The organism is Pleomorphomonas sp. NRK KF1 (assembly GCF_023721755.1).
GTDB lineage: Bacteria > Pseudomonadota > Alphaproteobacteria > Rhizobiales > Pleomorphomonadaceae > Pleomorphomonas.
On the sequence record NZ_JAMDLH010000013.1, the window covers coordinates 17,890 to 44,230 of the forward strand.

21 protein-coding genes are annotated in these 26,341 nt (G+C 64.4%); 10 read left to right on the forward strand and 11 right to left on the reverse strand.

Translation table 11 applies throughout. From position 1 onward, the window contains the following. Nucleotides 1–19: 19 nt before the first annotated feature. The 8 genes from rfbD to M4J39_RS22415 all read right to left on the reverse strand — a co-directional run bounded on the left by rfbD (nucleotide 20) and on the right by M4J39_RS22415 (nucleotide 7,841). A complete protein-coding gene (gene rfbD, locus M4J39_RS22380) occupies nucleotides 20–910 on the reverse strand; it encodes a dTDP-4-dehydrorhamnose reductase (protein ID WP_251730721.1) in 891 nt (296 codons plus the stop codon). Further along, a complete protein-coding gene (rfbB, locus tag M4J39_RS22385; protein WP_251730722.1) occupies nucleotides 907–1,971 on the reverse strand; it encodes a dTDP-glucose 4,6-dehydratase in 1,065 nt (354 codons plus the stop codon). The genes rfbD and rfbB overlap by 4 nt, the downstream gene beginning before the upstream one ends. A 51-nt stretch (nucleotides 1,972–2,022) precedes the next feature. Continuing rightward, entirely contained in the window at nucleotides 2,023–2,586 is a 564-nt protein-coding gene (gene rfbC / locus M4J39_RS22390) for a dTDP-4-dehydrorhamnose 3,5-epimerase (RefSeq protein ID WP_251730723.1), read from the reverse strand. Between the two features lie 216 nt (nucleotides 2,587–2,802). Continuing rightward, nucleotides 2,803–3,549 (reverse strand): ThuA domain-containing protein, encoded by a 747-nt coding sequence (locus M4J39_RS22395; protein WP_251730724.1) that lies wholly within the window; start codon nucleotides 3,547–3,549, stop codon nucleotides 2,803–2,805. A 15-nt stretch (nucleotides 3,550–3,564) separates the two neighbouring features. Continuing rightward, nucleotides 3,565–4,650, reverse strand: a complete 1,086-nt coding sequence (locus M4J39_RS22400) for an ABC transporter ATP-binding protein (RefSeq protein ID WP_251730725.1) — start codon at nucleotides 4,648–4,650, stop codon at nucleotides 3,565–3,567. Between the two features lie 22 nt (nucleotides 4,651–4,672). Continuing rightward, the gene (locus M4J39_RS22405) at nucleotides 4,673–5,584 is read right to left on the reverse strand and encodes a carbohydrate ABC transporter permease (RefSeq protein ID WP_251730726.1); all 912 of its coding nucleotides are present in this window, start codon (nucleotides 5,582–5,584) and stop codon (nucleotides 4,673–4,675) included. Nucleotide 5,585: 1 nt separating this feature from the next. Continuing rightward, nucleotides 5,586–6,473, reverse strand: coding sequence for a carbohydrate ABC transporter permease (locus M4J39_RS22410; RefSeq protein WP_251730727.1), 888 nt, complete (start codon nucleotides 6,471–6,473; stop codon nucleotides 5,586–5,588). 75 nt (nucleotides 6,474–6,548) lie between these two features. Then, the gene (locus tag M4J39_RS22415) at nucleotides 6,549–7,841 is read right to left on the reverse strand and encodes an ABC transporter substrate-binding protein (RefSeq protein WP_251730728.1); all 1,293 of its coding nucleotides are present in this window, start codon (nucleotides 7,839–7,841) and stop codon (nucleotides 6,549–6,551) included. Nucleotides 7,842–8,046: 205 nt separating this feature from the next. Between M4J39_RS22415 and M4J39_RS22420 the strand changes: the two genes are divergently transcribed. The 3 genes from M4J39_RS22420 to M4J39_RS22430 all read left to right on the forward strand — a co-directional run bounded on the left by M4J39_RS22420 (nucleotide 8,047) and on the right by M4J39_RS22430 (nucleotide 13,223). Next, nucleotides 8,047–9,072 (forward strand): Gfo/Idh/MocA family protein, encoded by a 1,026-nt coding sequence (locus M4J39_RS22420; protein ID WP_251730729.1) that lies wholly within the window; start codon nucleotides 8,047–8,049, stop codon nucleotides 9,070–9,072. Then, nucleotides 9,069–10,058, forward strand: coding sequence for a LacI family DNA-binding transcriptional regulator (locus M4J39_RS22425; protein ID WP_251730730.1), 990 nt, complete (start codon nucleotides 9,069–9,071; stop codon nucleotides 10,056–10,058). Before M4J39_RS22420 ends, M4J39_RS22425 begins: the two co-directional genes overlap by 4 nt. Before the next feature lie 78 nt (nucleotides 10,059–10,136). Then, a complete protein-coding gene (locus tag M4J39_RS22430) occupies nucleotides 10,137–13,223 on the forward strand; it encodes a glycoside hydrolase family 38 C-terminal domain-containing protein (RefSeq protein ID WP_251730731.1) in 3,087 nt (1,028 codons plus the stop codon). 45 nt (nucleotides 13,224–13,268) lie between these two features. Here the strand turns inward: M4J39_RS22430 and M4J39_RS22435 are convergent, their stop codons facing one another. Continuing rightward, nucleotides 13,269–14,006 carry a GntR family transcriptional regulator gene (locus tag M4J39_RS22435; RefSeq protein WP_251730732.1) on the reverse strand — a complete coding sequence of 246 codons (738 nt, stop codon included), beginning with the start codon at nucleotides 14,004–14,006 and terminating at the stop codon, nucleotides 13,269–13,271. Nucleotides 14,007–14,199: 193 nt separating this feature from the next. Here M4J39_RS22435 and M4J39_RS22440 point away from each other — a divergent pair, with 193 nt between their 5' ends. After that, nucleotides 14,200–15,177 (forward strand): SIS domain-containing protein, encoded by a 978-nt coding sequence (locus tag M4J39_RS22440; protein WP_251730733.1) that lies wholly within the window; start codon nucleotides 14,200–14,202, stop codon nucleotides 15,175–15,177. Between the two features lie 79 nt (nucleotides 15,178–15,256). Beyond that, on the forward strand, nucleotides 15,257–16,105 hold the full coding sequence (locus M4J39_RS22445) for a PfkB family carbohydrate kinase (RefSeq protein WP_251730734.1): 849 nt from the start codon (nucleotides 15,257–15,259) through the stop codon (nucleotides 16,103–16,105). A gap of 58 nt (nucleotides 16,106–16,163) precedes the next feature. On the opposite strand, the gene M4J39_RS22450 is transcribed toward M4J39_RS22445, so the two are convergent. Beyond that, the gene (locus M4J39_RS22450; protein WP_251730735.1) at nucleotides 16,164–17,252 is read right to left on the reverse strand and encodes a LacI family DNA-binding transcriptional regulator; all 1,089 of its coding nucleotides are present in this window, start codon (nucleotides 17,250–17,252) and stop codon (nucleotides 16,164–16,166) included. A 407-nt stretch (nucleotides 17,253–17,659) separates the two neighbouring features. On the opposite strand from M4J39_RS22450, the gene M4J39_RS22455 reads away from it, so the two are divergent. After that, on the forward strand, nucleotides 17,660–18,439 hold the full coding sequence (locus M4J39_RS22455) for an ABC transporter substrate-binding protein (RefSeq protein ID WP_251730761.1): 780 nt from the start codon (nucleotides 17,660–17,662) through the stop codon (nucleotides 18,437–18,439). A 157-nt stretch (nucleotides 18,440–18,596) separates the two neighbouring features. Next, nucleotides 18,597–20,117, forward strand: coding sequence for an amino acid ABC transporter permease/ATP-binding protein (locus M4J39_RS22990; protein ID WP_305884138.1), 1,521 nt, complete (start codon nucleotides 18,597–18,599; stop codon nucleotides 20,115–20,117). A 39-nt stretch (nucleotides 20,118–20,156) separates the two neighbouring features. Here M4J39_RS22990 and cls read toward each other — a convergent pair whose 3' ends face one another. After that, nucleotides 20,157–21,554 carry a cardiolipin synthase gene (gene cls / locus M4J39_RS22470; protein ID WP_251730736.1) on the reverse strand — a complete coding sequence of 466 codons (1,398 nt, stop codon included), beginning with the start codon at nucleotides 21,552–21,554 and terminating at the stop codon, nucleotides 20,157–20,159. A gap of 259 nt (nucleotides 21,555–21,813) precedes the next feature. On the opposite strand from cls, the gene katG reads away from it, so the two are divergent. The 3 genes from katG to alsB all read left to right on the forward strand — a co-directional run bounded on the left by katG (nucleotide 21,814) and on the right by alsB (nucleotide 26,274). Beyond that, nucleotides 21,814–24,021, forward strand: coding sequence for a catalase/peroxidase HPI (katG, locus tag M4J39_RS22475; protein WP_251730737.1), 2,208 nt, complete (start codon nucleotides 21,814–21,816; stop codon nucleotides 24,019–24,021). 373 nt (nucleotides 24,022–24,394) lie between these two features. Then, nucleotides 24,395–25,339 carry an SIS domain-containing protein gene (locus tag M4J39_RS22480; protein ID WP_256469870.1) on the forward strand — a complete coding sequence of 315 codons (945 nt, stop codon included), beginning with the start codon at nucleotides 24,395–24,397 and terminating at the stop codon, nucleotides 25,337–25,339. Next, entirely contained in the window at nucleotides 25,336–26,274 is a 939-nt protein-coding gene (gene alsB / locus M4J39_RS22485; RefSeq protein ID WP_251730739.1) for a D-allose transporter substrate-binding protein, read from the forward strand. The genes M4J39_RS22480 and alsB overlap by 4 nt, the downstream gene beginning before the upstream one ends. Nucleotides 26,275–26,341 lie beyond the last annotated feature (67 nt).

Below are 26,341 nucleotides of genomic sequence, written 5' to 3' on the forward strand. Positions count from 1 at the left end.
GCCAAAAAGGCTGCGAGCGTCAGCCGGCGAGGAGCCGCCGGACGACCAGCTCCGTCGAGCCCTGCCAGTCCGGCAAGCGCACGCCGTGCAGCCACTCCAGCTTGCCGCAATCGAGCCGCGAGTTGCCCGGCCTCTTTGCCGGCGTCGGATAGGCGCTGGTGGGGATCGGATCGATCGTCACGGGCTTGCCGCCGAGCGTGGCCGACAGGCGGAAGATCTCCGCCGCAAAGCCCGCCCAGCTCGTCTCACCGCGACCCGTCATGTGGAAGGTGCCACGGAGTGCCGGATCGTTTGATGCGATGAGGTTGTCGGCCACCTTGAGCAGGCCGTCGGCGATGTCGAGGGCGGAGGTGGGGTTGCCGACTTGATCGGCGACGACGGCGACGCTGTCGCGCGTCTCGCCGAGGCGCAGCATGGTCTTGACGAAGTTCTTGCCGAAGGGGGAGTAGACCCAGGCCGTCCGGAGAACGGCGTGGTTGGGCGTGGCAGCGGCCAGCGCCAGCTCGCCGGCCAGCTTGGTGCGGCCGTAGGCGCTGAGCGGCCCCGTCGGATCCGTCTCGACATAAGGAGAGGGCTTGTCGCCTGAGAACACGTAGTCGGTGGAGAGATGCACCACGGGCACGCCGAGACGGGCCGCCGCCGTGCCGATCTCGCCCACCGCCGTGCCGTTCACAGCCAGCGCCGTCGCCTCGTCGCCCTCCGCCGCATCGACCGCCGTATAGGCGGCGACCGACAGGATGACGTCGGGCCTGAGCGCCTCGATCGCCGGGACGATCTTGTCGGTGGCGGTGAGGTCAAGCTCGGGCAGGCCGATCAGCGTGAGCTCGATGTCGTGGCGCCCGGCCGCCGCCTCGACGAGCGAGCCGACCACCTGCCCTTCGGTGCCGGTCACCAGGATGCGGCGGGTCATGCCTTCACCTCTTCCGGCTTCAGCAGACCCAGGCGGCTGCCGTCATAGCCCTTGCGCAGCGGCGCCCACCACCAGTCGTTCGCGAGGTACCACTCAACCGTCTTGTCGATGCCGCTGTCGAAGGTCTCCTCAGCCTTCCAGCCAAGTTCGGTCTCCAGCTTCGTGGCGTCGATGGCGTAGCGGGCGTCGTGGCCGGGGCGATCGGCAACGTAGGTGATCAGGCGATCGTGCGGCCCGCCGGCCGGATGGTACTTGTCCATCAGGGCGCAGATCCGCTGGACGACGTCGAGGTTCCTGCGCTCGTTGCGGCCGCCGACGTTGTAGGTCTCGCCGGGGCGGCCACGCTCGGCGATCAGATCGAGGGCACGGGCATGATCCTCGACGTAGAGCCAGTCGCGAATATTGGCGCCGGTGCCGTAGACCGGCAGCGGCTTGCCCTCCAGCGCGTTGAGGATCATCAGCGGGATCAGCTTCTCGGGGAAGTGATAGGGGCCGTAGTTGTTGGAGCAGTTGGAGACCACCACCGGCAGCCCGTAGGTGCGCTGCCAGGCCTTGGCGAGGTGATCCGACGACGCCTTCGAGGCCGAATAGGGCGAAGAGGGATCGTAAGGCGTCTCCTCGGTGAACAGCCCCTGCGCCCCGAGCGAGCCGTAGACCTCGTCGGTCGACACGTGCAGGAAGCGGAAGGCGGCCTTGTCCTCGGCCGACAGACCTGTCCAGTAATGGCGTGCCGCCTCCAGCATGGTGAAGGTGCCGATGACATTGGTCTCGACGAAGTCGCGAGCGCCGGTGATCGAGCGATCGACATGGCTCTCGGCGGCGAGATGCATCACCCTATCGGGCCGGAAGCTGTCATAGGCTTCAGTGATCGCTTGCCGGTCGCAGATATCGGCCTTGAGGAAACGGTGGTTCGGGTGGTTGTCAACGGCGCGCAGCGAGGTGAGCGTGCCGGCATAGGTGAGCTTGTCGACGGTGAGCACCTCATAGCCCCTGACGAGCACGAGATGGCGGACGACCGCCGATCCGATGAAGCCGGCGCCGCCGGTGACGAGAACGCGCATGAAACCACCTTGCGTCGGAGAATGACAAAAAGGAATTGGCCGGAGGAAGGCTCAGCCGGCGTAGATGAAATCGGCATCGAGTTCTGAAAGAAGCGGCTGCACACGGTCCTTGGCCGACAGGATTGCCTTATCCTCGGCCACCGGCCAGTCGATGGCGAGCGCCGGATCGTTCCAGCGCAGGCCGCGATCATGCTCGGGGCTGTAATAGTCGGTCACCTTGTAGGCGATGACGGTGTTGGGTTCGAGCGTGCAGAAGCCGTGCGCGAAGCCCGGCGGCACCCAGAGCTGCTGGCCGTTGTCGGCGGAGAGCTCGACCTTCACGTGCTGGCCATAGGTCGGCGATCCCCGGCGGATGTCGACGGCCACGTCGAGGATTGAGCCGACGAGGCAGCGGACCAGCTTGCCCTGCGCCCGTGGGTTCAGCTGGAAATGCAGGCCGCGCACCGTGCCGACCTCGGCCGACATCGACTGGTTGTCCTGAACGAAATGAACAGGACCGACAGCTGCCGAGAACAGGTCCTCGCGAAACGTCTCGACGAAATAACCGCGACTGTCACCGTGGCGATGGGGAACAACAACAAACAGGCCGTCTATGGCGGAACGTTCGAACTGCATCTTTGCTTCTGGGCTAGAGCCATTGTTGCGACAATGCATCTACTCAGCAGCGAAGGTCGTCAACGAATTTCGGCGAAAAGGCGGGTTATGGAAACGGAGGACTGCTCGCCGTATTCTCCTTGAAAACCCGCCTTTCCCTGGCCGCCGAGATGCCTGCTGCCTGAAACCATCGGTTCCCGGAAAGAACACCAGGTCACCGATGCGACGGCCGGTCGATCACCCTTTCGCTCTTGGCCTCGGGTGCAGCGGTTCGGCGCGGTGCCAGTTTTCGAGGATGCGGCCGTCGGTGTGGGTCTGTTTCACCCAGCGAATGCCGTTGGAAATGACCTTGTGAACCATCGGATCGTGGTAGATCGGGAAGGTCTCGTGGCCGGGACTGAAATAGAAAATGCGGCCACGACCGCGCTGGAAGGTACAGCCGGATCGGAACACTTCGCCGCCGGAATACCAGGACATGAAGACGATCTCGTCCGGCTGGGGAATGTCGAAGGGCTCGCCATACATCTCTGAGGCCGCCACCTCGAAATAGGGCGGCAGGCCCTCGGCGATCGGATGTGACGGATTGACGACCCAGACGCGTTCGAGGTCGCCTTCCGGCATCTCGCGCCAAGAGAGATTGCAGTTGGTGCCCATCAGCCGCTTGAACAGCTTGGAATGATGGCCCGAGTGCAACACCACGAGGCCCATGCCCCTGAGCACGCGCTGCTGCACGCGGTCGATCAGGCCGTCGCTGACGTCGTCATGGGCCATGTGCCCCCACCAGAGCAGAACGTCGGTATCCTCAAGAAGGCTCTGCGGCAGTCCTTCGTCGGGATCGTCGAGCGTGCCGCGACGGATCTCGAAATCGGCCTGGGCAATGCCCTTGGCGATCGCGCCGTCGATGCGGTCGGGATAGATGTCGCTCACCGCCTTGTGGACCTGTTCGTGACGGCCCTCGTTCCAGATGGTTACCTTGATGGACATGCGTTCCTCTTCGGATCAGGCAGCGTTGGCGGAGCGGAGGATCCGCCCGTCGGCGCTGAAGATGTGGCAGGCGGTGGGATCGGCGGCGAGCGGCACCCGGTCGCCCGGGCGGAAGGTGACGTCGCCCTCGACGCGGACGACGATCGGTTGATCGATCGAACCGACGGTGAGATAGGTCTCGACACCCAGCCGCTCGACGATCGCCACCTCGGCAATGAAATGGGCCGCTTCCTCAGCGACCACCCTGAGATGTTCGGGCCGCACGCCCAGCTTGGCGGCGCCATCGGGAAGCGGGGCGTTCGCGTCGGCCAGCGTCAACGCCATGCCGAGCGGACCGGCAAGATGGATGCTCTCCGAGCCCTCGCGGGTCATGGTGACCGGCAGGACGTTCATCTTCGGCGAGCCGATGAAGGTGGCAACGAACTCGTTGTCCGGCCGGTGGTAGAGGTCCATCGGCGGGCCGGCCTGGGCGACGGTGCCCTGGTTGAGCACGACGATCTTGTCAGCCATGGTCATGGCTTCCACCTGGTCGTGCGTCACGTAGACGACGGTGGCGGACAGCTCGCGATGAAGTCGCTGCAACTCGGCGCGCATCTGCACGCGCAGCGCGCTGTCGAGGTTGGACAGCGGCTCGTCGAACAGGATCAGCGACGGTTTCTTGATGATGGCGCGACCGATGGCGACGCGCTGACGCTGACCACCGGACAGTGCGCCCGGCCGCCGGTCGAGCAACTCGCGCAGTTGCAGGATCTCGGCGACTTCCTCGACCTGGCGGCGGATCTCGGCCGGCGCCACCTTCTTGAGGCTCAGCGAGAAGCCGATGTTCTCGGCCACCGTCATGTGCGGATAGAGCGCATAGGACTGGAAGACCATGGCGATACCGCGCTTGTCGGGCGGCACGTCGTTGATGCGCGTGCCGTTCAGCACCAGGTCTCCGCTGTCGATGCCCTCTAGACCGGCGATCATCCGCAGCAGCGTCGACTTGCCGCAGCCCGATGGACCGACGAAGACCGCGAACTCGCCATCGTCGACGGTCACGTCGACGCCCTTGATGACTTCCAGCGCGCCGTAGAACTTGCGGACGTTGTTGAGGTGAATCATTGGCTCGAACTCTTGTTTGGTCTCACCCCTTCACGCCACCCGAGAAGGTCTGGACGAGGAAGCGGCGCGCGAAGCCGAAGGCGACGACGGCTGGAACCAGGTAGATGAAGGCAAGGGCCGTCAGCAGGCCATAGTCGATCTCGTTGATGCGCAGGAAGGCGCGGAAGAGACCGAGCGGCAGCGTCTGCAGTTCCGGCGACGACAGCAGGATGAGCGGCAACAGGAAATCGCCCCAGGCCGACATGAAGGCGAACAGGCCGGAGGCGGCGAGGCCCGGCAGGGCCAGCGGTACCAGCACCCTGCGAATGCGCTGGATCATGGTGGCGCCGTCCATCAGGGCGGCTTCCTCGTAATCGCGCGGCAGACCGTCGAAGAAGGTCTTCATGATCCACAGCGACAGCGGCAGCTGCATGGTGGCGAGCACCAGGATCAGGCCGAGATAGCCGTCGATGAAACCGGTCCAGCGCATGATGTCGCGCGTGGCGCTGCCGAAGATGGGGCGCAGCAGGGCGCTTTCGGCGTTATTCAGCGTCAGCAGGAACTTGTAGAGCGGCACGATCAGCGCCGTCGACGGCAGCACGCGGATGAGCAGGATGGCGTAGAGGAAGGGCAGTTTCCACCAGGCGCGGGTTCGCGACAACGCATAGCCGCCGAGCCCTGAAAGGACCATCACGAGAAGCGTAGCGGAGCCCACGACGAACAGCGAGTTGAACAGCCACTTGGCGCCATCTTCCTTGGCGAAGACGCGCAGGTAGTTGGCGAAGGTCCAGGTTTCCGGCCAGCGCAGGAACAGCTGGGCGTTGCCGTCGAAGGAGGCAATCAACAGCCAGAAAAACGGAACGGCGCAGAAGATGGAGATCAGCGACAGCGTCGCATAGGCCATCAGGTCGCCGCGAAGGCGGTTGGCGGATTCGCCGGGGGGAGCCACGGACATGTCAGATCTCCACCTTGGCGGCGCGAACGTAGGCGATGCCGAGCATCAGCGACACCAGCAGGGCGATCACCGCCACCGCCGCGCCATAGCCGAGTTGGTAGGCCGTGAACGACTGGTTGTAGATGTAGATGCTGATGAGTTCGGTGGCGCCGCCGGGGCCGCCACGGGTCAACGCATAGACGAGGCCGAACACGGCGATCGTCGAGACTGTCGAGATCAGCATGTAAAGAAGAATGGTCGGCATCATCAGTGGCACGGTGATGCGGCGGAACATTTGCGATGGCGTGGCACCATCCATCCGGGCCGCCTCGTAGATCTCCTGCGGAACGGTGCTGAGACCGGCGGTGAGCAGGATCATCGCCGTGGCGATGCCGCGCCAAGTGTTGACCACGATGATCATGGTCAGCGGGAACACCTGCAGCCAATCGGCGGTCGGCAGGCCGAAGAAGGAAACGACGCGGCTAAGCGTGGCATGATCGCCTCCGGCCAGCATCGATATCCACATGAAGCCGGCCACGACTTCCGGCGCCGCGTTGGGCAACAGGATGATCGATGAGAACAAGGTGCGGAAGACGAGGCGACGGCGCAAAGCCAGGGCCGAAACGAGGCCGAGAACGAACTGGCCGATGATCGCCGACCCCAGCACGAAGACGAAGGTGACGAACAGGGCGTTCCAGAACTTGGCGTCGTTGAAGAGGCGCGCGTAATTGCGCGTGCCGACGAAGCGCGGCGCACGGGCGGCGGCGCCAGTCAAAGCTTCGTTGGTGAACGACAGATAGACCGAATAGATGGCCGGATAGATGACGAAGGCGAAAAGCAGCAGCAGCGACGGCAGAAGCACGATCATCAGCTGCCGTTCGGCGCGCCGTTCCTGGAGCGTTTTGGCCATGGGTCTCACTTGGCTGTTCGAAAGACCGGGGGACGCGAGGCGAGGCCCCGCGTCTCCTTGTTCGATGAGTGAGGTTCACTTCACCGCTTCGTCGCCGAGCGTTTCCTTGACGTAGTCGACGAGGATCTTCTGAGCGCCGGCGGCGTCGACTTCCTTGCGCAGCAGAGCGTCGGTCGCGCGAGCGACGCCTTCAGCCACTGTGCCGAAGCCGGCCGCCTGCTTCAGGAACGTACCGTTCTCGGCGGCGGCGTGGATCGGAACGAGTTCCGTGAGCTTCTGGAACTCGGGGTCAGCGGCGGCATCCTTGCTGGCGGGAATGTTGCCGATGCGGGCCGCGTAGGAGACCTGCGTCTCGACCGAGCCGATCTCGAGCAGCGCCTTCTTGGCGAGCTCGACGTTGGCCGAGTCGGCATTGACGGCCCAGGGCGCGGCGAGATTGGCGAGCACGAACTGGCCGCCTGACTGGCCGGGAACGGTCCAGGTGCCGACCACCTCGGTCACGTCGGGTATCGGGTTCTTGCTCTCGCGACCCCAATCGAAGATGTAGCACCAGGAGCCACATGTGGTGGCAACGAGCTTGCCAGCCGGGAACTGCTCATACTTGGGAATCACCCAGGGTTCGGGCCCGAGCAGCGGCTGTACCGGCATCAAGTCCTTGTCGATCAGCGTCTTGTAGACATTGAACACGTCCTTGACGCCCTCGCCGGTGAGGTCGAGCTTGCCGTCGTCGGTGACGATCTGAGGCGTCTTGGAACCAACGATCAGATGCTGGAAGCCCTCGTCGAAGGCGCCCGATCCCCAGCTGATGCCGGCCGGGAAAAGCAGCCCGTAGGCGCCGGTCTTGGCCTTGATCTCCTCGGCGCGGACGAGCAGGTCATCCCAGGTCTTCGGCTGTTCGGTGGAAATGCCGGCCTTATCCAGCACATCCTTGCGATAGTAGATCTCCTGGATGCCCAGCATGTAGGGCATCACGTAGGTCTCGCCGTCGGGGCTGACCGCCAGCTTCTTGGCGACGTCGTAGAAGTTCTTGTAGCCCTCCCAGGCGTTGATCTCGGCGGTGATCGGCGCGAGATAGCCGGCTTCGACCATGTCGGCCACGGCGGCCGTCGACGGCATGGAGAACAGGTCCGGACCATTGCCGGCGCCAAGCTCGGTCAGAAGCTTGGAAAGATAGTCCTTGTCGGGCGCCGGGTATTCGACAACCTCGACCTTGACGCCGAGCTTCTTCTCGATGCGCTCTACCGTCGATTTCATCGCGTCGATACCGGCCTGGCCGTGATTGGCCAGACGGAGCGTCTCGGCCTGCACGAGCGTGGACGTGCAGCCAAGCAGGATGGCGCAAAGGCCACCAAAGACCGTCTTTTTCAACGGACAATCCTCCCATGATGGACGACCCGGCGCCCTCCAGCGTCGGTCGCGAGGAGTGTACACGTTTTCGCAATATCGACAAGTAACCCTATCCTTTCGTCTGATACCCCTCACAACATACTGAAAAATCCCGATAAAAATCGACTTGTCAGGAAAAATGCGCCCGTGTACACGTTTGCACAAAGAGATGCGGGGATTTCACAAAATGATCACGCGGTTGCGGATGGGGGTGATCGGCGCAGGCCTGAAGGCGGCCGAATATGCCGCAAGCTGGGTGGCGATGCCGGACATCGAGTTCGTCGCGCTAAGCGACACCTCGCCCGCCTCGCTCGACAGGCTGGCGGATATTTGTGAGGCCGCCGGCGCAGCGCGGCCGCAGTGCTTCTCCGACTATCGAGACATGCTCGCCACCTGCGGCGACAGGCTAGACATCGTCTACGTCTCGACGCCGCACGCCTTCCACGCCGAACAGGCGGTTGCCGTTGCCGAGCGCGGCATCGATCTGTTTCTCGAAAAGCCGATGGTGACGACCGTTTCCGAAGCCCAGGCGCTGATCGCCGCGCAAAGGCGCGGCAAGGGAACCATCGTCACCGCGTTCCAGGGCGGGCTGTCGCCGCTGGTGCTCGATACGCGCAGGCGGTCACTGGCCGGCGAGTTCGGGGAACTGGTCGCCATTTCCGGCATGATCTGGGAGAGCTGGGCCAGCAACTACGCCGGCCATTGGAAGCAGAAGCCGGAAATCTCCGGCGGCGGTTTCATGTTCGACACCGGCGCTCACCTGATGAACACCGTCTGCCTCCTCGCCAACTCCGATTTCGCCAGCGTCGGCGCCTATATGGACAATCGCGGAGCGCCGGTCGACATCGTCACTGCCGTATCCGCCCGCCTCGCCAACGGCGCTCTGGCGACGCTGACGGCGGCGGGAGAGGGGCCGAAGGGCTGCGCCTCGTTCATCTCGCTTTTCTTCACCAAGGCCATCGTCCGCATCGACGCCTGGGGCAGCTGGCGCGAGCTTATTCTGGACGGGGCGTCACAGCCACGCGAGACCGCGGAAATCCTCGACAATCCCCTCAAAAGCTTTCTTGCCATCCGCGCCGGCAGCATGGAGAACACCGGGTCGGTGGAGATGGGGTTGAGATTTGCCCGGTTGTGGGATGCCATAAAGGCGTCGGCACGGGCAAACGGCGCCCCGGTTCACATCGGCAGAGATGAGGGGCAGGCGGATCGATGAGCAGGAAGCGCATTACGTCGAAAGAACTCGCGGAACTCGTCGGTGTGTCGTCGGCGACCATCTCGCGAGCTTTTTCGCCGGATGCCCGCATCGGCGAGGAGACGCGGAGCCGCATTCTGGCGGCGGCGCGCAAATACGGCTACCAGCCGAACGCCATCGCCCGTTCCCTCAACAATCAGAGATCGCGCCTCGTCGCCGTGGTCGTTAATGCCATCGGCAACCCTTGCGAAGCCGAAGAACAGCAGTTGCTCGTTCACGCCCTTCAGGCGCGGCAGCTGCTGCCGATCATCCTGTGCTGCGGCGACCATAGCGACCGCTTGCAACTGATGCGCCTCGCCGCCACCTATCAGGTCGATCATGTGGTGATCTTCTCCGACATGGTGTCGCTGCGCGACGCTGTTGACATCTTTCCCACCACCAAGCCGATCATCGTTTCCTTCGAGCCGCTCGACAACGAGGATGTCTCGGCCATTCGTATCGACGGTTCGGCGGCAGTGGACGAGATCGTCGACAGGCTGACGACCAACGGCAAAAGCCGTTTCACCTATCTCTCCGGCACCAGCTCGAGCTGGATCGACAAGCTCCGGCGCAAGTGGTTCGCCGACGCACTCGCGCGGCGCGGCCTCGCCTTCGTGGCCGACGCCACCGGCACCTACTCCTACGACAGCGGCTTCAAGGAAGCCGTGCCGCTGGTCCACCGCTTCAAGACCGACGCCATCATCTGCGGCAACGACGTGATGGCGATCGGCGCCCGCGACGCCGTGAAACGCGTGCTGGGCAAGTCGGTGCCGGAGGATGTTGCCGTCGTCGGGCAGGATGGCATTGCCATGGCGGCGTGGGATTGCAACGACCTCACCACGCTCAGTCTCGACCATGTCGCCTTCATCAACGCCGTGGTGGAGCTCATCGAACGACATCAGGCCGGGGACGACAAACCCGATACCATCACGCTCACCTGCTCGACCCGATGGGGTGCGACGGCCTGACGCGTCTCGACCACCCTTTCCTCCTCCCGACCGCCTTCCAAAGGACAGTCGTCCACCCTCACCGACTGGAAATCAGACATGCGTCCCTACCGCGACCGCCAGAGAAGCCTGGAACAGCTTTCCCATCACATCGCTACCTGGATGGACGAGCTGGAGGCATTCGAGCTGAAGGCTCGCCGACATCTCGGTCCATTCCTGGAAATCGGCCCTGACGGCGCGCGGCGACAGGTCGCCATCGGTGAGGGATGGGGCGACCGCCACGGCATCCATCGCTTCGAACTCGACGAGCCGGTGACGCTGCCGGAAGGGCCGGGCGTCGAACTCCGCTTCGACTTCGGCGGTGAGTCCCTGGTACGCCTCGTCGGCAGCGACGGAGCCCTCATCGACAGCTTCTCCGCCAATCCGCGCCATCGCCGGTTCGACGCGCCGCGCGGCGTTCCTTTCCGCATCGTGGTGGAGGCCGCCGCCCGTACGCTGTTCGGTATCCCCAATCGGGAGCCGCGCCTCGGCATGGCCGAAATCTACGAGTACTACCCGGAAGTTCGCCATTTGCGCCGCCAGCTCGCGACACTGAGAGCGACGGCCGATGCCGTTGACGACAAGGAGTTGGCGCGGTCGCTATTCGAAGCGGCCTCTGTCGTCGTTTCGGGGTTGCGCTTGCCGACAGTGACCTCCGAAATCGGGCCGCGCCTCGCCGATCGCGCCTGGGCACGCGACATCTGGGAACGCAGTTTCGAGCCGTCATCCGAGCCGGTACCACTGTCCGACGAGGTCATCGCTTCTGTGATGGAGGCCAGCCGCCGGTTCGACGAGCTCGTCGCCGAGCTACGCACCGCCTATCCCAAGCAGGGCAATGTGCTGGTCAGCGGCCATGCCCACATCGATTACGCCTGGCTGTGGCCGCAGCCGGAAACCGTGCGCAAGATCGTCCGCACCTTTTCGAGCGTCAACTCACTGATGAAGCGCCACCCGGATTTCCGCTTCCTGCAGTCGTCGTCGATTTTCTATGCCCATATCGAAGAGGAAGACCCTGCCCTTTTCGAGCAAGTCCGTCGCTGGGTCGCCGAAGGGCGATGGGAACCGATCGGCGGCATGCTGATCGAGTGCGACACCAACATGCCCTCGGCGGAAGCCTTCCTGCGCCAGTTCGTGATGGGACAGGGCTATTTCCTGAAGCATTTCGGGCGCATCAGCCAGGTGGCATGGCTGCCGGATACCTTCGGTTTCACCGGCGCCATGCCGCAGATCATGCGCCACGCCGGCATCGAGGCGCTGGTGACCATCAAGGTGACCTGGAACGAGACCAATCGGCTGACCGACAACCTGTTCCGCTGGCAGGGCAACGACGGCTCACGGGTGTTCGTGCACACGTTCGACGCCTCGGCGCATGAAGGCTACAATATGACCATCTCGCCGCCCGCCCTCCTGGAGGTCTGGCGCAACCATGGCGGCAAGGACCTGTCCGATACCGTCATCGCCTCCTACGGCTGGGGTGACGGCGGCGGCGGACCGGATCCCGATCAGATCGAATCCCTACCGCTTCTCAACACCATGCCGGCGATCCCGACCGTCAGCCACGGCGCCCTGGAACCGCATGTGCTCGGCTTGGCCAAGAGCCTTGAAAACAGCGCGCTGCCAACATGGCGGGGCGAACTCTACCTCGAATACCATCGCGCAACGCTGACGACGCAGGCGCGGGTCAAGCAGCTCAACCGGCGAGCCGAAGCCGGCCTTGTCGCCGCCGAGGCGCTGTCGGTGATCGATGCGCTCGATGGCGGAGCGCCTGAGATGCCCGACCTCACCTCCGATTGGACGCTGCTGTTGCGCAACCAGTTCCACGACATCCTGCCGGGTTCATCGGTCCGTGAGGTCTACGAGCAGACCGAAAAGGAGCTTTCCGGCGTGGTTTACCATGCCACGGCCATCGGCCATCAGCGCCTCGCCGCGATCGCTGCCCGACGCTCGGGCCCCTGCGATGGCGTGCTTCTCGCCAATATCTCGGGCTCGGCCAAGACGGCGCTACAACTCGAAAGCCGGGATCCTCTGCCCGCCGGGTTCAAGCCGCAACGGATCGAAGGCGGCTATGTCGCGGCCATCGATCGCCCGGTTGCCCCTCTGTCGCTCGCCTTCATGGGAACAGCCGGCACACGCACCGTCACGACGGATGGCAACGTGATGGAGAACGACTTCGTCAGAGTGACACTCGACGAGTTCGGCCGCCTCGCAAGCCTCTTCGACAAGCGATGCAGCCGTGAACTGCTCGACGGCCCCGGCAACCGGCTGATGCTCTATCGCAACGATCTGCCGCGCCAGTACGATGCCTGGGATATCGAAGCCGGATTCGAGCTCGGCGAGGAGGAATGGCTGTCGGTCGAGAGTCGCCGGGTGACGGCGGAGGGGCCGCATCTCGCCGAAGTCGAGATCGTTCGCCGGCATTCGGCCAGTACCATCCGCCAGCGGCTGCGCCTCTGGGCCAACAGCCCGCGCCTTGAGGTCGTGACCGATCTCGACTGGCACGATCGCCGCACCTATTTGCGCGCCACCTTCCCAGTAACCGTTCTGGCCGAGGAAGCGGTGTTCGACCAGGCGATCGGCGTCACCCGCCGGCCAACTCATGACAATACCACCTGGCAGCGCGCCCAGTTCGAGGCCTGCGGCCACCGCTTCGCCTCGCTGTCCGAAACTGACTGGGGAGCAGCGCTGCTGTCGGCCGACAAATACGGCTTCTCGGCCAAGGGCAACCTGTTGACGCTGAGCCTCATCCGCGGGCCGATGTACCCGGACATGCTGGCCGACGAGGGGCGTCACCATTTCGTCTATGCGATTCTGCCGCACGACGGCCGCTGGTGGAGCGAAGCGGTGCAAGCCGAGGCCGATTGTCTCGCCACACCGCCTATCTTCGTCAGCGCACGTTCCGATACCGACTACGACATCGCGCCGATCGGCCTTTCCGGTCAGCAGGTGCGTTTGCATGCGCTGAAGCCGGCCGAGGTTGGAGAGGGCTACGTGGTGCGCCTGTCGGAAGCGGCCGGACGGCGCGGAGCCTTCTCGCTCGCCTTGCCAGAAGGCAGGGTCGCAACGCCCGTCGATGCGCTCGAGCGAAATCTGGAGGAGGGAGATGGCGCGCTCGCGCGTCCGTTCGGTCTCGCCAGCTATCGGTTCTAGCCGCCCACGATCGTGCCCGCGCGTCGACTGCCGACGCGCTGGCGCCTACACCTGAATGACGAAGTTGACCCGATTGCTGGGCGTCAGGAGCAGCGAGCGCTGTAGCGGGGTGCCCGCGTCGTCGAACACGATCTTCTCGACCTCGAACAGCGGCTCGCCGCTGCGGCAATGAAGATGTTCGCGCTCGTCGGGGCCAGCGAGGCGCACGTTGATCACCCGGCGGGCGTGCCGGACCTCGCGGCCATAGCGGATCTTGAGCAACTTGTAGATCGAGCTGGCGCCGGCAATTTCATCGGCAAGGCCGGGAAACAGCGCCAGCGGAAAGTCCGAGATCTCGATGGTCATCGGCGCTTCGGCCGCCATGATCAACCGCCGGATGGTCAGGATCGGCGCCCCCTTTGAGATCGCGAGCTTCTGGGCAAGGGCGCTGTCGGCAACACCCTCCGTGACCCCGAGAAGCACCTTGCTGACCTTGTAGCCCCGCAGCGAGTAGGTCTCCGAAAAGCCGGCGAGGTCGACGAGGCTGGTCTCCATGCGACGGAAGGACACGAAGGTGCCCTTGCCGTGCCGCTTTTCCAAGAGGCCTTCCTCTTGCAGCTCGCTGATCGCCCGCCGCACGGTAATGCGGCTCACTGCATACTGCTCGCAGAGCTGCGTCTCGGTCGGCACCGGCTCGCCGGGCGCATAGCGCCCGCTCCGGATCGCCTCCGTCAGGCTGTTCTTGAGCTGGAGATACAGCGGCGAGACATCCTGCCTCGCGAGACCGTCGGCGGACTGGGACAAGACGAGTGTTTCTCCCCGGCTACGGATTGCAATACGGGTGACCGTGCCACAGAACACCTGCCGAGTCACCGCCTCCACGTCGAGCCATGGGCTCTTGCGCTTGCTGACACTCCACCTTGAAAACGCCGTTGACAGACATCGACCAGCCATATTAGCGTATATGACGTCATAGGACGTTATCAAGGAATCAATCATGACGGAAGTGGTGAAGAACGTCGAGGCGGCGGTGAAGGCAGCGGCCGCCCGCGAAGCGGTGACGGACATCTTCTTCGTGGCCTGCGGCGGCTCCAACGCCCTGCTCATGTCCGGCCATTACGCGGTCGAACGCGAGGCCGAGAAGATCGCCAGCTTCTCCTACAGCTCGGCCGAGTTCCTGGCCCGTGCGCCCAAGCGCCTCGGGAAGAGTTCGGTCGTCATTCTCTGCTCGCATTCGGGCAACACGCCGGAGACGGTGGCCGCCGCGAAATACGCCCGCAAGGCCGGCGCGCTGACCATCTCGTTCACCAATCTCGAGAACTCGCCGCTCGATCAGGCGTCCGAAGCGACCATCCTCTACCAGTACAATCCGTTGGCCGTGTCCGAAGACCACGCAGCGCCGATGCTGATGCGCCTCGTCTTCGGCATCCTGGCCGCCCGCGAGGGCAACGGCAAGCTCGCCAAGGTCGAGAAGGCGCTGGGCGGCATGGCGACGACCATCGAGAATGTCATCGCACGCCACAAGCCATCGATCGCCGCCTGGGCCGAGAGCTACAAGCGCGAGCCGGTGATCTACACCATGGGTTCAGGCGCCAACTGGGGTTCAGCCTATTCCTTCGCCATCTGCATCCTGCAGGAAATGCAATGGGTGCATTCGGCGGCGATCCACGCCGGCGAATACTTCCACGGCCCCTTCGAGGTAACCGACTTCGACGTGCCCTTCATCATCCTCAAGGGCCTTGGCAATGCTCGCAAGATGGATGAGCGAGCAGTCGCCTTCGCCGAGAAGTACTCCAAGCGCCTGCTCGTGCTCGACGCCGCCGAGTTCGGCCTTGAGGCACAGGCCGGCGACGCCGCCGAATATCTGACGCCGATGCTGTTCACGGCGCTGCTGCGCGCCTATGCGGTGGCGCTCGCCGACAGCCGGGGCCACCCGTTGACCGTTCGCCGCTACATGTGGCGCATGGAATACTGATAGTTTGCCGCGGGGCGGATTGCCGCCCCGCGCATGCTTCCTGTGTGGCGTGGCCGTGCCGCGACGGCCGAAAGGATGAATGATGGTGGCTTCGGTGTCCTCGTCGGCCCTGCTCGGCATCGGCGACAACGTGGTGGATTTCTACAGGGATCGCGGCGAGTTCTTTCCCGGCGGCAACGCCCTCAACGTCCCGGTGCTGGCCAAGCGCTATGGTCTTGCCCGTGCCGGCTATATCGGCCTGATCGGCAACGACCCCGAAGGCGCCCACGTTCGCGACAGTCTTGAGCGGGAAGGCATCTGGATCGACCGCCTCCGGCAGGCGGTCGGGCCGAACGGCAAGGCCGTGGTTTCGCTCGACGACAAGGGTGATCGCGTCTTCCTGGGCTCCAACAAGGGCGGCATTCAGCGGGCCCTCTCCCTTCGCATGGACGGCGAGGATATCGACGCCATCGAAAGCTTCGGCAACGTCCATACGTCGGTGTTCAGCTACATCGAACCCGAACTCCCCAAGATCCGGGCGCATGCCAAAACCCTGACATTCGATTTCTCGACCCACCGCGATCCTGCCTATATCGCCTCGGTCGCACCGCAGATCACAGGCGCTTTCCTGTCCGGCTCCGGCCTGTCCGACGGCGATGTCGACGATCTCATCAACTATGTCGCCGGCTTCGGCGTCACCACGGTCGGCGTGACGCGCGGGAGCGACGGCGCGTTCTGGCTTGCCGCCGGGCAGCGTTATCGACAAGGGATCAAGCCGGCGAAGGTTGTGGACACATTGGGAGCCGGCGATTCGTTCCTCGCCGGCTATCTCACGGGGGTCCTGACCGGCCGCTCCATAGAATCGGCACTCGATTTCGCCGCCGAATGCGCCGCCGCGACCTGCGGCTATTTCGGCGCTTTCGGCTATCCTCACCCAGCCAGCGACTGAGGCCGCCTTGCCCGCCGCGACGATCCAGCGCTTCCCAGGAGCCACGACAGACCGGCAATCAGATAGCCGCCAACAACCGGCGCGGCGCACCGATGGACTCCCTCGCGATGAAACGGGTGGGCAGGATGCATTGACGAACGGGCGACGTTTCGCCGTTGATGCGGGCGATCAGAAGCTCGGCGGCACGCGTACCCATATCGTAGACGGGCTGATCGATGACGCTGATCGGCGGCGTCGTCACCGACGTCCACTCGGCGTCATAGAAGGAAATCAGCGACAGGTGATCGGGGATGCGCAAACCCCGCGCCTGGGTCGCCTTGAATATCTCGAAAGCAACGAGACTGTCGGACGCCAGGATCGCCGTCGGCGGCTCGGGATCGGCCAGCAGCCGCTCGACCGATGCTCGCTGCTGGCCGGCAATGGCGCCGCCGGCAAGGCAGATGCCTTGCTCGGGCGCCTCGATGCCGGCGGCGTGACAGGCAGCGAGAAAGCCGTCGATGCGCGCCTTGACCGACGACGTATAGAGCTGCTCCGGACCGATGAAGACAGGTGGTTCGGCGTGGAGCGCGGTCACATAGGCAAGGCGCCGATGACCGGCCTCGATGAGGCGCATCGTTGCAGCGTACGCGGCATCGCGATCATCGGTAGCCACCACATCGACGGAGAGTCCTTCGATGGGGCGATCGAACAACACGAGTGGGCGTCGGGACCGGACGATATCCCGCAAATGGGCGATGGTCCGGTTGTCGGCCGGCGTGACGATCAGGCCGTCGACCCGCTTGCCGACCAGCACCTTGAGTGCCGCTTTCTCCGCCTCCACCTCCTCGCCCGAGTTGGCCAGGATGACGTTGAAACCGTGCCGATGGGCAGTGTCGGAGATGCTGCGAACCGCGATGCCGAAGAAGGCGTTTTCGATGTCGCCGACCACGATGCCAATGGTGCCCGACTTGCCGGTGCTCACCGAGCGGGCCAGTTCATTGGGACGGTAATCAAGCGCCTTGGCGGCGGCCTGGACGCGCAGTTTCACCTCTTCGCTGACCGGGCCATAGCCACCCAGCACACGCGCGGCCGTCGCCTTGGAGACTTCGGCTCGCCGCGCCACGTCGGCCACCGTCACGGGGCGAAAGGGAGACGTTTTTCTGTCCATGGGCTGTAGCACTACATAGCGATTGACGTCACGTCAATGTCGCAATAACCTCCCAATTGAGACCGGTCTCATAATACATCCGAACCGGTACCAACGTTGAAAACAGGCATGTCCGATGGATGCGAATCAACATTCATCGTCATGAGGGACAATCACAGGTTATACCACCGGTCCGCAGGGTTACGGAGCGCGTTGGAATCTTTCCCGGGCGAAGCTGAGTGTCTTTTACTTCGTCTTTCGAAGAAATCCGGCCGGGATACCGAAAGGACATCCGTCCGGAGCGAAGTCACCGCCACCACGAATGAAACGGCGGAAGTCGACGACAACAAGCTAAACAACAAGGAGAACAGCACATGATCAGCAGTGCAATGAAAGGGTTGGGCCGCCAGATCCGCACCTTTGGCCTTATGGCCGTTCTCGCCGGAACCGGCGCCTCGACCGCCCTGGCCGCCAGCGACAATCCCTATGACCTGATCGATCCGGCGACCATCAGCGTCGGCACCATGGGCGACGCCAAGCCCTATGCCTTCGTCGACGCCAACGGCCAGTTCAGCGGCTTCGATATCGAGTTCTTCCTCAACGTCGTCTCGCGCATGGGCTTCGACAAGGATCACGTGACCTTTACGGGTCAGGATTTCTCGGCCCTCATGCCGTCGGTTGCCAACGGCCGCTTCGACGTGGCGGTCGCCGCCATCGGCACCACCGAGGCGCGCAAGAAGAACGTCGATTTCTCCGATGGTTATCTTGCCGGTTACCTGACGGTGTTGACGTCCGAGGACTCGATCACCGACGCCGACAGCCTGAAGGGCAAGCGCCTTGGCGTGGTGCAGGGTACGCTGCAGGAAATCTATGCCGAGAAGAACTTCACCGAAGCCGACATCGTGAAGTTCCCCGACAACAACTCGGCCGTCTCCGGCCTCAACAACGGCACGATCGATGCCCACTTCCTCGATTACGAGGCCGCCAAGCAATATGGCGAGACCTATCCGGCCCTGAAGCTCGCCATCAACATTCCGTCCTTTGACGCGCCGGCCGGCTTCGTCGTCCGCAAGGGCAACGACGCCTTCCGGGAAGCCCTCAACGAGAACCTGCACGCGGCCATGGAAGACGGCACGTGGCGGGACCTTTACCAGAAGTGGTTCCCCGGCTCGCCGATGCCGGACCAGTACCTGCCGTCGAAGAAGTAAGACGGCCATCCGCGCCCGGACTTGGGTTCGGGCGCGGCGACCGGTCCCCGTGAAAGCCGTCCGCCCCCTGCCGGACGGCCCCCTTGACCGGGACGCTCTCTCGCGTGCCCGGTTTCTTTTTGTCTTGCGCAGCAGCCGACTTGGAAAGTCTTCCACAATGGATTGGTTCGAGAACGTTCGTCGCAGCTTTCTGGACTTCGATGCGATGGCGGCCGTGTTGCCGAACATGCTGTTCATCGGTCTCAAGAATACGCTCATCCTCGCCTTCGCCTCGACGATTCTCGGCGTGCTGGTCGGTATCGTCCTCGCGGTGATGGGTATTTCCCGGTCGCCCTGGGTGCGGTTGCCGGCCCGTATCTACACCGACATTTTCCGCGGCCTGCCGGCCATCCTGACCATCCTGATCATCGGGCAGGGCTTCGCGCGCATCGGTCGGGAACTCTTCGGCCCCTCCCCCTATCCGCTCGGCATCATCGCGCTCAGCCTGATCGCGGGCGCCTACATCGGCGAAATCTTCCGCTCCGGCATCCAGAGTGTCGAACGCGGCCAGATGGAAGCCTGCCGGGCGCTGTCCATGAGCTACGGCCAGGGCATGCGCCTCATCGTCATTCCCCAAGGCATTCGGCGGGTGCTGCCGGCTCTCGTTAACCAGTTCATCGGCAACGTCAAGGACTCGAGCCTCGTCTACTTCCTCGGCCTGCTCGCATCCGAACGCGAAATCTTCCGGGTCGGCCAGGACCAGTCGGTGGTGACGGGCAATCTGTCGCCGCTGCTGCTTGCCGGCATCTTCTACCTCGTCATCACGGTGCCGCTCACCCACCTCGTCAACTATGTCGACAACCGCCTCCGGACCGGCCGGCGCCCGACGACGCTGGTGTCCGGTCTCGAGGAGGTCGGCGAGCTTCAAGGCAGCACCGCCTCGGCGAAGGAGACCGAGAAGCTCCCGACCTTCAAGGGCGGCAGCCTCACCGTGCGCGGTCTCGGCATGGCCTATGGCGACCTCGAGGTGCTGAAAGACATCGACCTCGACGTCAGGGCCGGCACGGTGACCTGCATCATCGGCCCATCAGGCTCCGGCAAGTCGACGCTCCTGCGTTGTCTCAACCGGCTGGTGGAGCCCAGGGCCGGTGACGTGATGATCGACGGCGCGTCCATCCTGACCATGAAGCCCGAGACGCTGCGTCGGCGCGTCGGCATGGTGTTCCAGCAGTTCAACCTGTTCCCGGACCATACCGCGCTGGAGAACGTCATGCTGGCGCTCACCAAGGTGAAGAAGATGCCGCCGGCCGAAGCCCGCCGCATCGCCGAGGCGCGGCTCTCCGACGTGGGGCTTGCCAGCCGCATGGATCATCGGCCGAGCAGCCTTTCCGGTGGCCAACAGCAGCGCGTCGCCATTGCGAGAGCCCTTGCCATGGCGCCCGAGGTCATCCTGTTCGACGAGGTGACCAGCGCCCTCGATCCCGAACTCGTCAAGGGCGTCCTCAATCTGATGTCCGAACTGGGCCAGCGAGGCATGACCATGATCGTGGTCACCCACGAGATGGGCTTCGCCCGCAAGGCGGCCGACCAGGTCGTTTTCATGGACGAAGGGCGCATCGTCGAGGCCGGCACGCCCGACGACATCTTCGACCGGCCGAACAGCCCGCGCCTCCAGCGCTTCCTCAACGAGGTGCTGTAGCGGGCAGCGGCTGCCGCTCGTCGCGATGGTGGCGGCTGGTCAGAGCAACGGGCTGACCAGCCGTGCCAGATTCTCGGCAAGGCTCACCGCCATCGGCCGGCGCCGCCACTCCCGGAGATCCAGGCGATCGCTCCGCGCCATGCACTCGGCCTGCCTGGCAACCAGATCGGCCACGTGAGCCGGGTCGTAGAGCAGCATGCTGACCTCGGCGTTGAGCATGAAGGACCGGAGATCGGCGTTGCCCGAACCGATGACGCCGACTCGTCCATCGATGGAAACATGCTTGGCGTGCAGGAGGTGGTCGCGATAGCGGTGGATGCGAACGCCCATCGACATCAACTCGTCGTAGAAAGAGCGCTGGGCGAGACGAACCAGCCTCTGGTCCACCACACGAGACACGACGAGGTCGATGACGACGCCGCGATAGGCCGCCGTCTGGAGAGCGGCAAGCAGCGCCTCGTCGGGTATCAGATAGGGGCTGACCAGCGTCACCTGCGTCTTCGCGGCGTGGATGAGGGCGACCAGAAGGCGCTCGAAGCCCGGCACGCCGTAGTCCGGCCCGCTCGGCATGATCTGAACGGGGGAGAGGGCCTCTTCCGACACCGGTGGGGCCGACAGGATCTCTCGGGTTTCGAGATACCAATCGCTGGCGAAGACCCCGGCGACGGTCGCCGCTGCCGCCCCCTCCACGCGAGCGACCAACTCGTCGTTGACGATGCCACGGCGAAAATCGCGATCGACGATGTTCTGCGAGCCGACATAGGCGAGGCGGCCATCGATTACCGCGATCTTGCGGTGATTGCGCAGGTCGGCCCGCGCCCTCCGCACGGTCGTCCACCAGCGCACCGGCAAGGTAAGCCGGCATTGTACCCCTTCGGCTTCGAGCATGGCCAGAGTTCGTCGCGCCCAAGGACGAGACCCGATGGCGTCGATCAGGACTCGAACGTCGGCGCCGCGACGAACCGCACGGCCGAGCGCGGCGGCGACCTTCCGGCCCGTTGCATCGTCGGCAAAGATATAGGTCAGCAGGTGAACGCTGGCCTCGGCCGCGTCGATATCGGACACAAGGCGGTCGATCGACTGCTCATAGTCGCCGATCAGCGCCAGGCTTGAGGCGCCCGTCACGGGAAACTCGCCGAGCCGCTCCGCCAGGTCGGCGATTCCGGGGACCAACTGGGCCGGCCGCGGCAGGGAGATCGCCACGCGCCGGCGGACAACGGCGGCCTCGGCGAAGCGTTGCTGCCGCCAGGCAGGAAAGCGCGGTCGGCCGATCAGGCGGTAGAGAACTAGGGCCGGCAACGGCAGGAAGAAAACCAGGAGGAGCCAGCTACGCGCCGCTTCGGGCGGGCGGCGCAGAGGCACCACCACAACCATGACCAGGCGGATCGACCACTCGACCAGAAAGTAGACGAGCGCCAGATGCTCGGTCCAGGCCAACGACGCCCCTCCCCCTCAAACCGGAGCCGAGCGATGCCGGCCCGCCTTTTCTCTATGACCGAAACCGCGGCACTTATCCAGAGCCACCCCAGCGCTGCAACCTGCGGAACGGCGCGGAAGACGGCGGATTTCCGCCCTCATCCCCTCCTCAAAGCGGATTGGTGAAAGATGCGGGCGCGCCTATGATCGGCTTGGTTGCGAAGGCGCCCGGAACGGCAGGCGTGCCGAGCATCGGCGCAAGCGACAAAGGGAGGGCGACATGGACAAGGTTGATCATCTCGGCGCCGGCAAGTGCCCGGTCATGCATGGGGTCAGTCCCAACGCGATTTCCGCCGGCCGGTCCAATCGGGACTGGTGGCCAAACCAGCTGAATCTTCGAATCCTCCACCAGCACTCCAGCCGGTCGGACCCCATGGGACCGGACTTCGACTATGCCGAGGCATTCAAGAGGCTGGATCTCAAGGCCGTGAAGGCCGACCTCTACGCGTTGATGACCGACAGCCAGCCCTGGTGGCCGGCCGACTGGGGGCATTATGGTCCGTTGTTCATCCGCATGGCATGGCATAGCGCCGGCACCTATCGGCTGATGGATGGCCGTGGCGGTGGTGGCACCGGCAATCAGCGCTTCGCCCCGCTCAACAGCTGGCCCGACAACGTCAACCTCGACAAGGCGCGCCGCCTTCTCTGGCCGATCAAGCGCAAGTACGGAAACAGCCTGTCCTGGGCTGACCTCATGATCCTCGCCGGCAACTGCGCCCTGGAGTCGATGGGCTTCAAAACCTTCGGCTTCGGCGGGGGGCGGGCCGATATCTGGGAGCCGGAGGAAGACGTCTACTGGGGCGCCGAAACCGAATGGCTCGGCGACAAGCGCTACAGCGGCGAGCGAGACCTGGAAAACCCGTTGGCCGCCGTCCAGATGGGCCTCATCTACGTCAATCCCGAGGGGCCCAACGGCAACCCCGATCCCGTCGCCTCGGGTCGCGACGTGCGCGAGACCTTCGCCCGCATGGCGATGAACGACGAGGAGACGGTAGCTTTGGTTGCCGGCGGACACACCTTCGGCAAGTGCCACGGCGCCGGCGATCCGACGCTGGTCGGCCCCGAACCGGAGGCCGCGCCGCTCGAAACGATGGGGCTTGGCTGGAAGAACGCCTTCGGCTCCGGCATGGGCATACATACCACCGGCAGTGGTATCGAAGGCGCATGGAAGAAGAACCCCACGCAATGGGACATGGGCTATCTCAATACCCTGTTCGGCTATGAATGGGAGCTGGTGAGAAGCCCGGCGGGCGCCCATCAGTGGCTGGCCAAGGACGTGGCGGAGGCGGACCTCATCCCCGATGCGCACGACCCGACGATCAAGCATCGGCCGATGATGACCACCGCCGACCTGTCGCTGCGCTTCGACCCGATCTACGGACCGATCGCCCGGCGGTTCCGCGACGACCCCGCCGCCTTCGCCGACGCCTTTGCCCGCGCCTGGTTCAAGCTGACCCACCGCGACATGGGGCCGAAGGTGCGCTATCTCGGGCCGGAAGTGCCGGCCGAAGATCTGATCTGGCAGGATCCGGTTCCGCCCGTCGATCACGAGTTGGTCGATGCGGATGACATCGCCGCGCTCAAGGCGAAGGTGTTGGCCTCGGGCCTGACAGTCGCCGAACTGGTCTCGACCGCCTGGGCGTCTGCCTCGACCTTCCGAGGCTCCGACATGCGGGGCGGCGCCAACGGTGCCCGTGTCCGCCTCGCTCCCCAGAAAGACTGGGAAGTGAACGAGCCAGCGCGGCTCGCCCGCACGCTGTCAGTGCTGGAAGAAATCCGGCGGGCGTTCAATACGACCTCTCCACGCCTCATATCGCTGGCGGACCTGATCGTCCTCGCGGGAACGGCAGCCGTGGAGGAAGCGGCGAAGAAGGCCGGATACACCGTCGATGTGCCCTTCTCTCCGGGGCGCACGGATGCCACACAGGAGCAGACGGACGCCGCTTCCTTTGAAGCGATGGAGCCGAAGGCGGACGCTTTCCGGAACTATGCGAAGGCCGGCCGACCGGTGGCCACCGAGGAGCTGATGATCGATCGAGCGCAGCTCCTGACCCTGACCGCGCCGGAGATGACTGTCCTCGTCGGCGGGTTGCGCGTGCTCGGCGCCAACTGGGGCGGAACCCAGCATGGCGTCTTCACCGACCGACCGGGGGTGCTCAGTACCGACTTCTTCGTCAACCTCGTCGATATGGGCACCGAATGGAGGCCGATCTCGGAAGGCGAAGAGACGCTGTTCGAAGGACGCGACCGGGCGACCGGCGAGGTGAAGTGGACCGCCACCCGCGTCGATCTGGTGTTCGGGGCGAACTCCCAGTTGAGGGCGCTGGCCGAAGTCTATGCTCAGGATGACGCCGGTGAGAAGTTCGTGCGCGATTTCGCCAAGGCCTGGGTCAAGGTGATGAACGCCGATCGCTTCGATCTGGCTTGATGGGAGGCGGCCGGCCTCGCCTCATGAGGCCGGCCGCCAATCCGCATCTGTCGACGCCAGCGGGCAGATAATCCGGTCGACGACCCAAAGCCTGTATCCGCCACCCCGCACAGGCTCGATCCTCCGAATCACCACAGCGCCAACCAAGCGGACACGCCTCCCCGGGCCGCGTCGGCACGCTTTCGCACGCTGCCATCATCCATAAGTATAAACACTGGACGCAAAAGACCCGTCGGTTTGTACTTTACATCTCGACATCACTTTCGTAAAGTTTTGGCCATCACGCACGGTGACGGCAGACGCGCGAGGTTTTGGCTACATGACGAGCAAGGAGCGGACTGCCAACCAGAAAGAAAGCAAAACTCGCGACCATATGGCGGTCGCGGCGCATATTCGCATGCTACTACCTGCGCTTTCACAGGGGGAACAGACTGTTGCCCTCTGGTTGTTGGAGCGTGGTAATTTGACGAGTAACCCAAAGATCGGTGAAGTCGCCGCCGCGCTTGGCATTTCGGAAGCCATGGTCGTCAAGGTGGCTCGTCGGCTTGGGTACGGCGGCTTCAAGGAGCTGCGCGCCGATCTCATGGCCTATTACGCCAACCTCAGGGTGGAGATCGACGAGGAGCTCAGGCGGGAGGATTCCATCCCGCAGATCGTGCGCAAGGTGTTTGCGACGGAACGTTCGGCGCTGGAGGAAGTGGAAAGCATCCTCGACATCGACGCCATCGCCGAGGCGGCGCGTATTTTCATGAGGGCGCGTCACCGCGACCTCTACGGCGTCGGCGGCTCGGCCACCGTGTGCGCCGACGCCTCTCACAAGTTCCTGAGGATCGGCATCCGGTCGAGCGTCTTTTCCGACGCGCACCTCATCGCCATGTCGGCGAGCCTTCTCGAAGAGGGGGACGCGGCATTGGTAGTTTCGCACTCGGGCGAATCCAAGGACGTGATTCTCGGCGCGGAAGTGGCCCGCGCCTCCGGCGCCAAGGTGATCACCATCACCAACTCGATCGCCTCGACGCTGGCCCGCAACTCGGATGTCGTGCTGTGCGCACCGGCCAAGGAAGCCCCGCTGATGGGACAGAACGCCGCGGCCCGCATCGCACAGCTCGCCATCCTCGACACGATGTTCATCTGCCTGGCGCGCGAGGACTACGAGACCGCCGAGCGGAACCTGAACAAGGTGCTGACCTCAGTCGCCGTCTATTCGACGAACGACCGTGGCCGGACCGAAAGACGCGGCACGCCCCGCGCTGACAAAAACTCGCCGGACGGCGTCCAGCCGGCGAAGGAAACCGCAAGGAAAAGGGTGGAGTTATGAAAATCAGAGGTTTGCTCATCGCCACCGTCGCCGCTGCCGGCGTGCTGGGCTTCTCGGCCAGCGCCATGGCCGCCGACTACGCCATCGTCCTCAAGACGCTGTCCAACCCGTTCTGGGTGCAGATGAAGGACGGCATCGAGGCCAAGGCCAAGGAACTGGGCGTCGAGGTCGACATCGTCGCCTCGCCGTCGGAGGAAGACTTCCAGGCCCAGCTTCAGCTGTTCGAGGACATGCTGAACCGCGACTACAAGGCCTTCGGCTTCGCGCCGCTGTCGCCGGTCAACCTCGTCAATCCGGCCGCTGCCGCCTACAAGAAGGGCAAGCCGATCGTCAATATCGACGAGAAGGTCGACATGAAGGCCCTCGAGGCCGCCGGCGCCAACGTCGAAGCCTTCGTCACCACCGACAACGTCAAAGTCGGCGAGAAGGGCGCCCAGTTCATCATCGATCAGCTCGGCGCCGAGGGTGGTGAAGTCGCCATCGTCGAGGGCAAGGCGGGCAACGCCTCGGGTCAGGCCCGTCATGACGGCGCCAAGGCCGCCTTCGAGGCGACCTCCAACGTCAAGCTGGTGGCTAGCCAGCCGGCCGACTGGGACCGCCTGAAGGCGCTCGACGTCGCCACCAACATCCTGCAGTCCTCGCCCGACCTCAAGGCCTTCTACTGCGCCAACGACACCATGGCGCTCGGCGTCATGCAGGCGGTGCAGAACGCCGGCAAGGCCGGCAAGGTGCTGGTGGTCGGCACCGACGGCGCGCCGGAAGCCCGCGAGATGGTGGCCGCCGGCCGCCTGACGGCGACCGTCGCCCAGGACCCGGCCCAGATCGGCGCCACCAGCCTCGAAATCCTGGTTGAGGCCGTCAAGGCGGGCACGCTGACGGCTGTCGGCGCCGAGCCCAAGCAAGTGGCCGTGGACTCGGTTCTCGTCACCAAGTGATCGACTTGGCCGGATGAGGCGGTCGTCGCGCATGCGACCGCCTCCATCCTCCTCCGTTCGGCGCGTC

Coding starts and splice junctions, on each gene's coding strand:
- katG (WP_251730737.1), top strand. CDS start 21,814: ATGGACAAGGTTGATCATCTCGGCGCCGGCAAGTGCCCGGTCATGCAT.
- M4J39_RS22405 (WP_251730726.1), bottom strand. CDS start 5,584: ATGTCCGTGGCTCCCCCCGGCGAATCCGCCAACCGCCTTCGCGGCGAC.
- M4J39_RS22420 (WP_251730729.1), top strand. CDS start 8,047: ATGATCACGCGGTTGCGGATGGGGGTGATCGGCGCAGGCCTGAAGGCG.
- rfbB (WP_251730722.1), bottom strand. CDS start 1,971: ATGCGCGTTCTCGTCACCGGCGGCGCCGGCTTCATCGGATCGGCGGTC.
- M4J39_RS22445 (WP_251730734.1), top strand. CDS start 15,257: ATGATGGTGGCTTCGGTGTCCTCGTCGGCCCTGCTCGGCATCGGCGAC.
- M4J39_RS22455 (WP_251730761.1), top strand. CDS start 17,660: ATGGCCGTTCTCGCCGGAACCGGCGCCTCGACCGCCCTGGCCGCCAGC.
- M4J39_RS22430 (WP_251730731.1), top strand. CDS start 10,137: ATGCGTCCCTACCGCGACCGCCAGAGAAGCCTGGAACAGCTTTCCCAT.
- rfbD (WP_251730721.1), bottom strand. CDS start 910: ATGACCCGCCGCATCCTGGTGACCGGCACCGAAGGGCAGGTGGTCGGC.
- M4J39_RS22425 (WP_251730730.1), top strand. CDS start 9,069: ATGAGCAGGAAGCGCATTACGTCGAAAGAACTCGCGGAACTCGTCGGT.
- alsB (WP_251730739.1), top strand. CDS start 25,336: ATGAAAATCAGAGGTTTGCTCATCGCCACCGTCGCCGCTGCCGGCGTG.
- M4J39_RS22400 (WP_251730725.1), bottom strand. CDS start 4,650: ATGATTCACCTCAACAACGTCCGCAAGTTCTACGGCGCGCTGGAAGTC.
- M4J39_RS22395 (WP_251730724.1), bottom strand. CDS start 3,549: ATGTCCATCAAGGTAACCATCTGGAACGAGGGCCGTCACGAACAGGTC.
- M4J39_RS22480 (WP_256469870.1), top strand. CDS start 24,395: ATGGCGGTCGCGGCGCATATTCGCATGCTACTACCTGCGCTTTCACAG.
- M4J39_RS22440 (WP_251730733.1), top strand. CDS start 14,200: ATGACGGAAGTGGTGAAGAACGTCGAGGCGGCGGTGAAGGCAGCGGCC.
- M4J39_RS22410 (WP_251730727.1), bottom strand. CDS start 6,473: ATGGCCAAAACGCTCCAGGAACGGCGCGCCGAACGGCAGCTGATGATC.
- M4J39_RS22990 (WP_305884138.1), top strand. CDS start 18,597: ATGGATTGGTTCGAGAACGTTCGTCGCAGCTTTCTGGACTTCGATGCG.
- M4J39_RS22450 (WP_251730735.1), bottom strand. CDS start 17,252: ATGGACAGAAAAACGTCTCCCTTTCGCCCCGTGACGGTGGCCGACGTG.
- rfbC (WP_251730723.1), bottom strand. CDS start 2,586: ATGCAGTTCGAACGTTCCGCCATAGACGGCCTGTTTGTTGTTGTTCCC.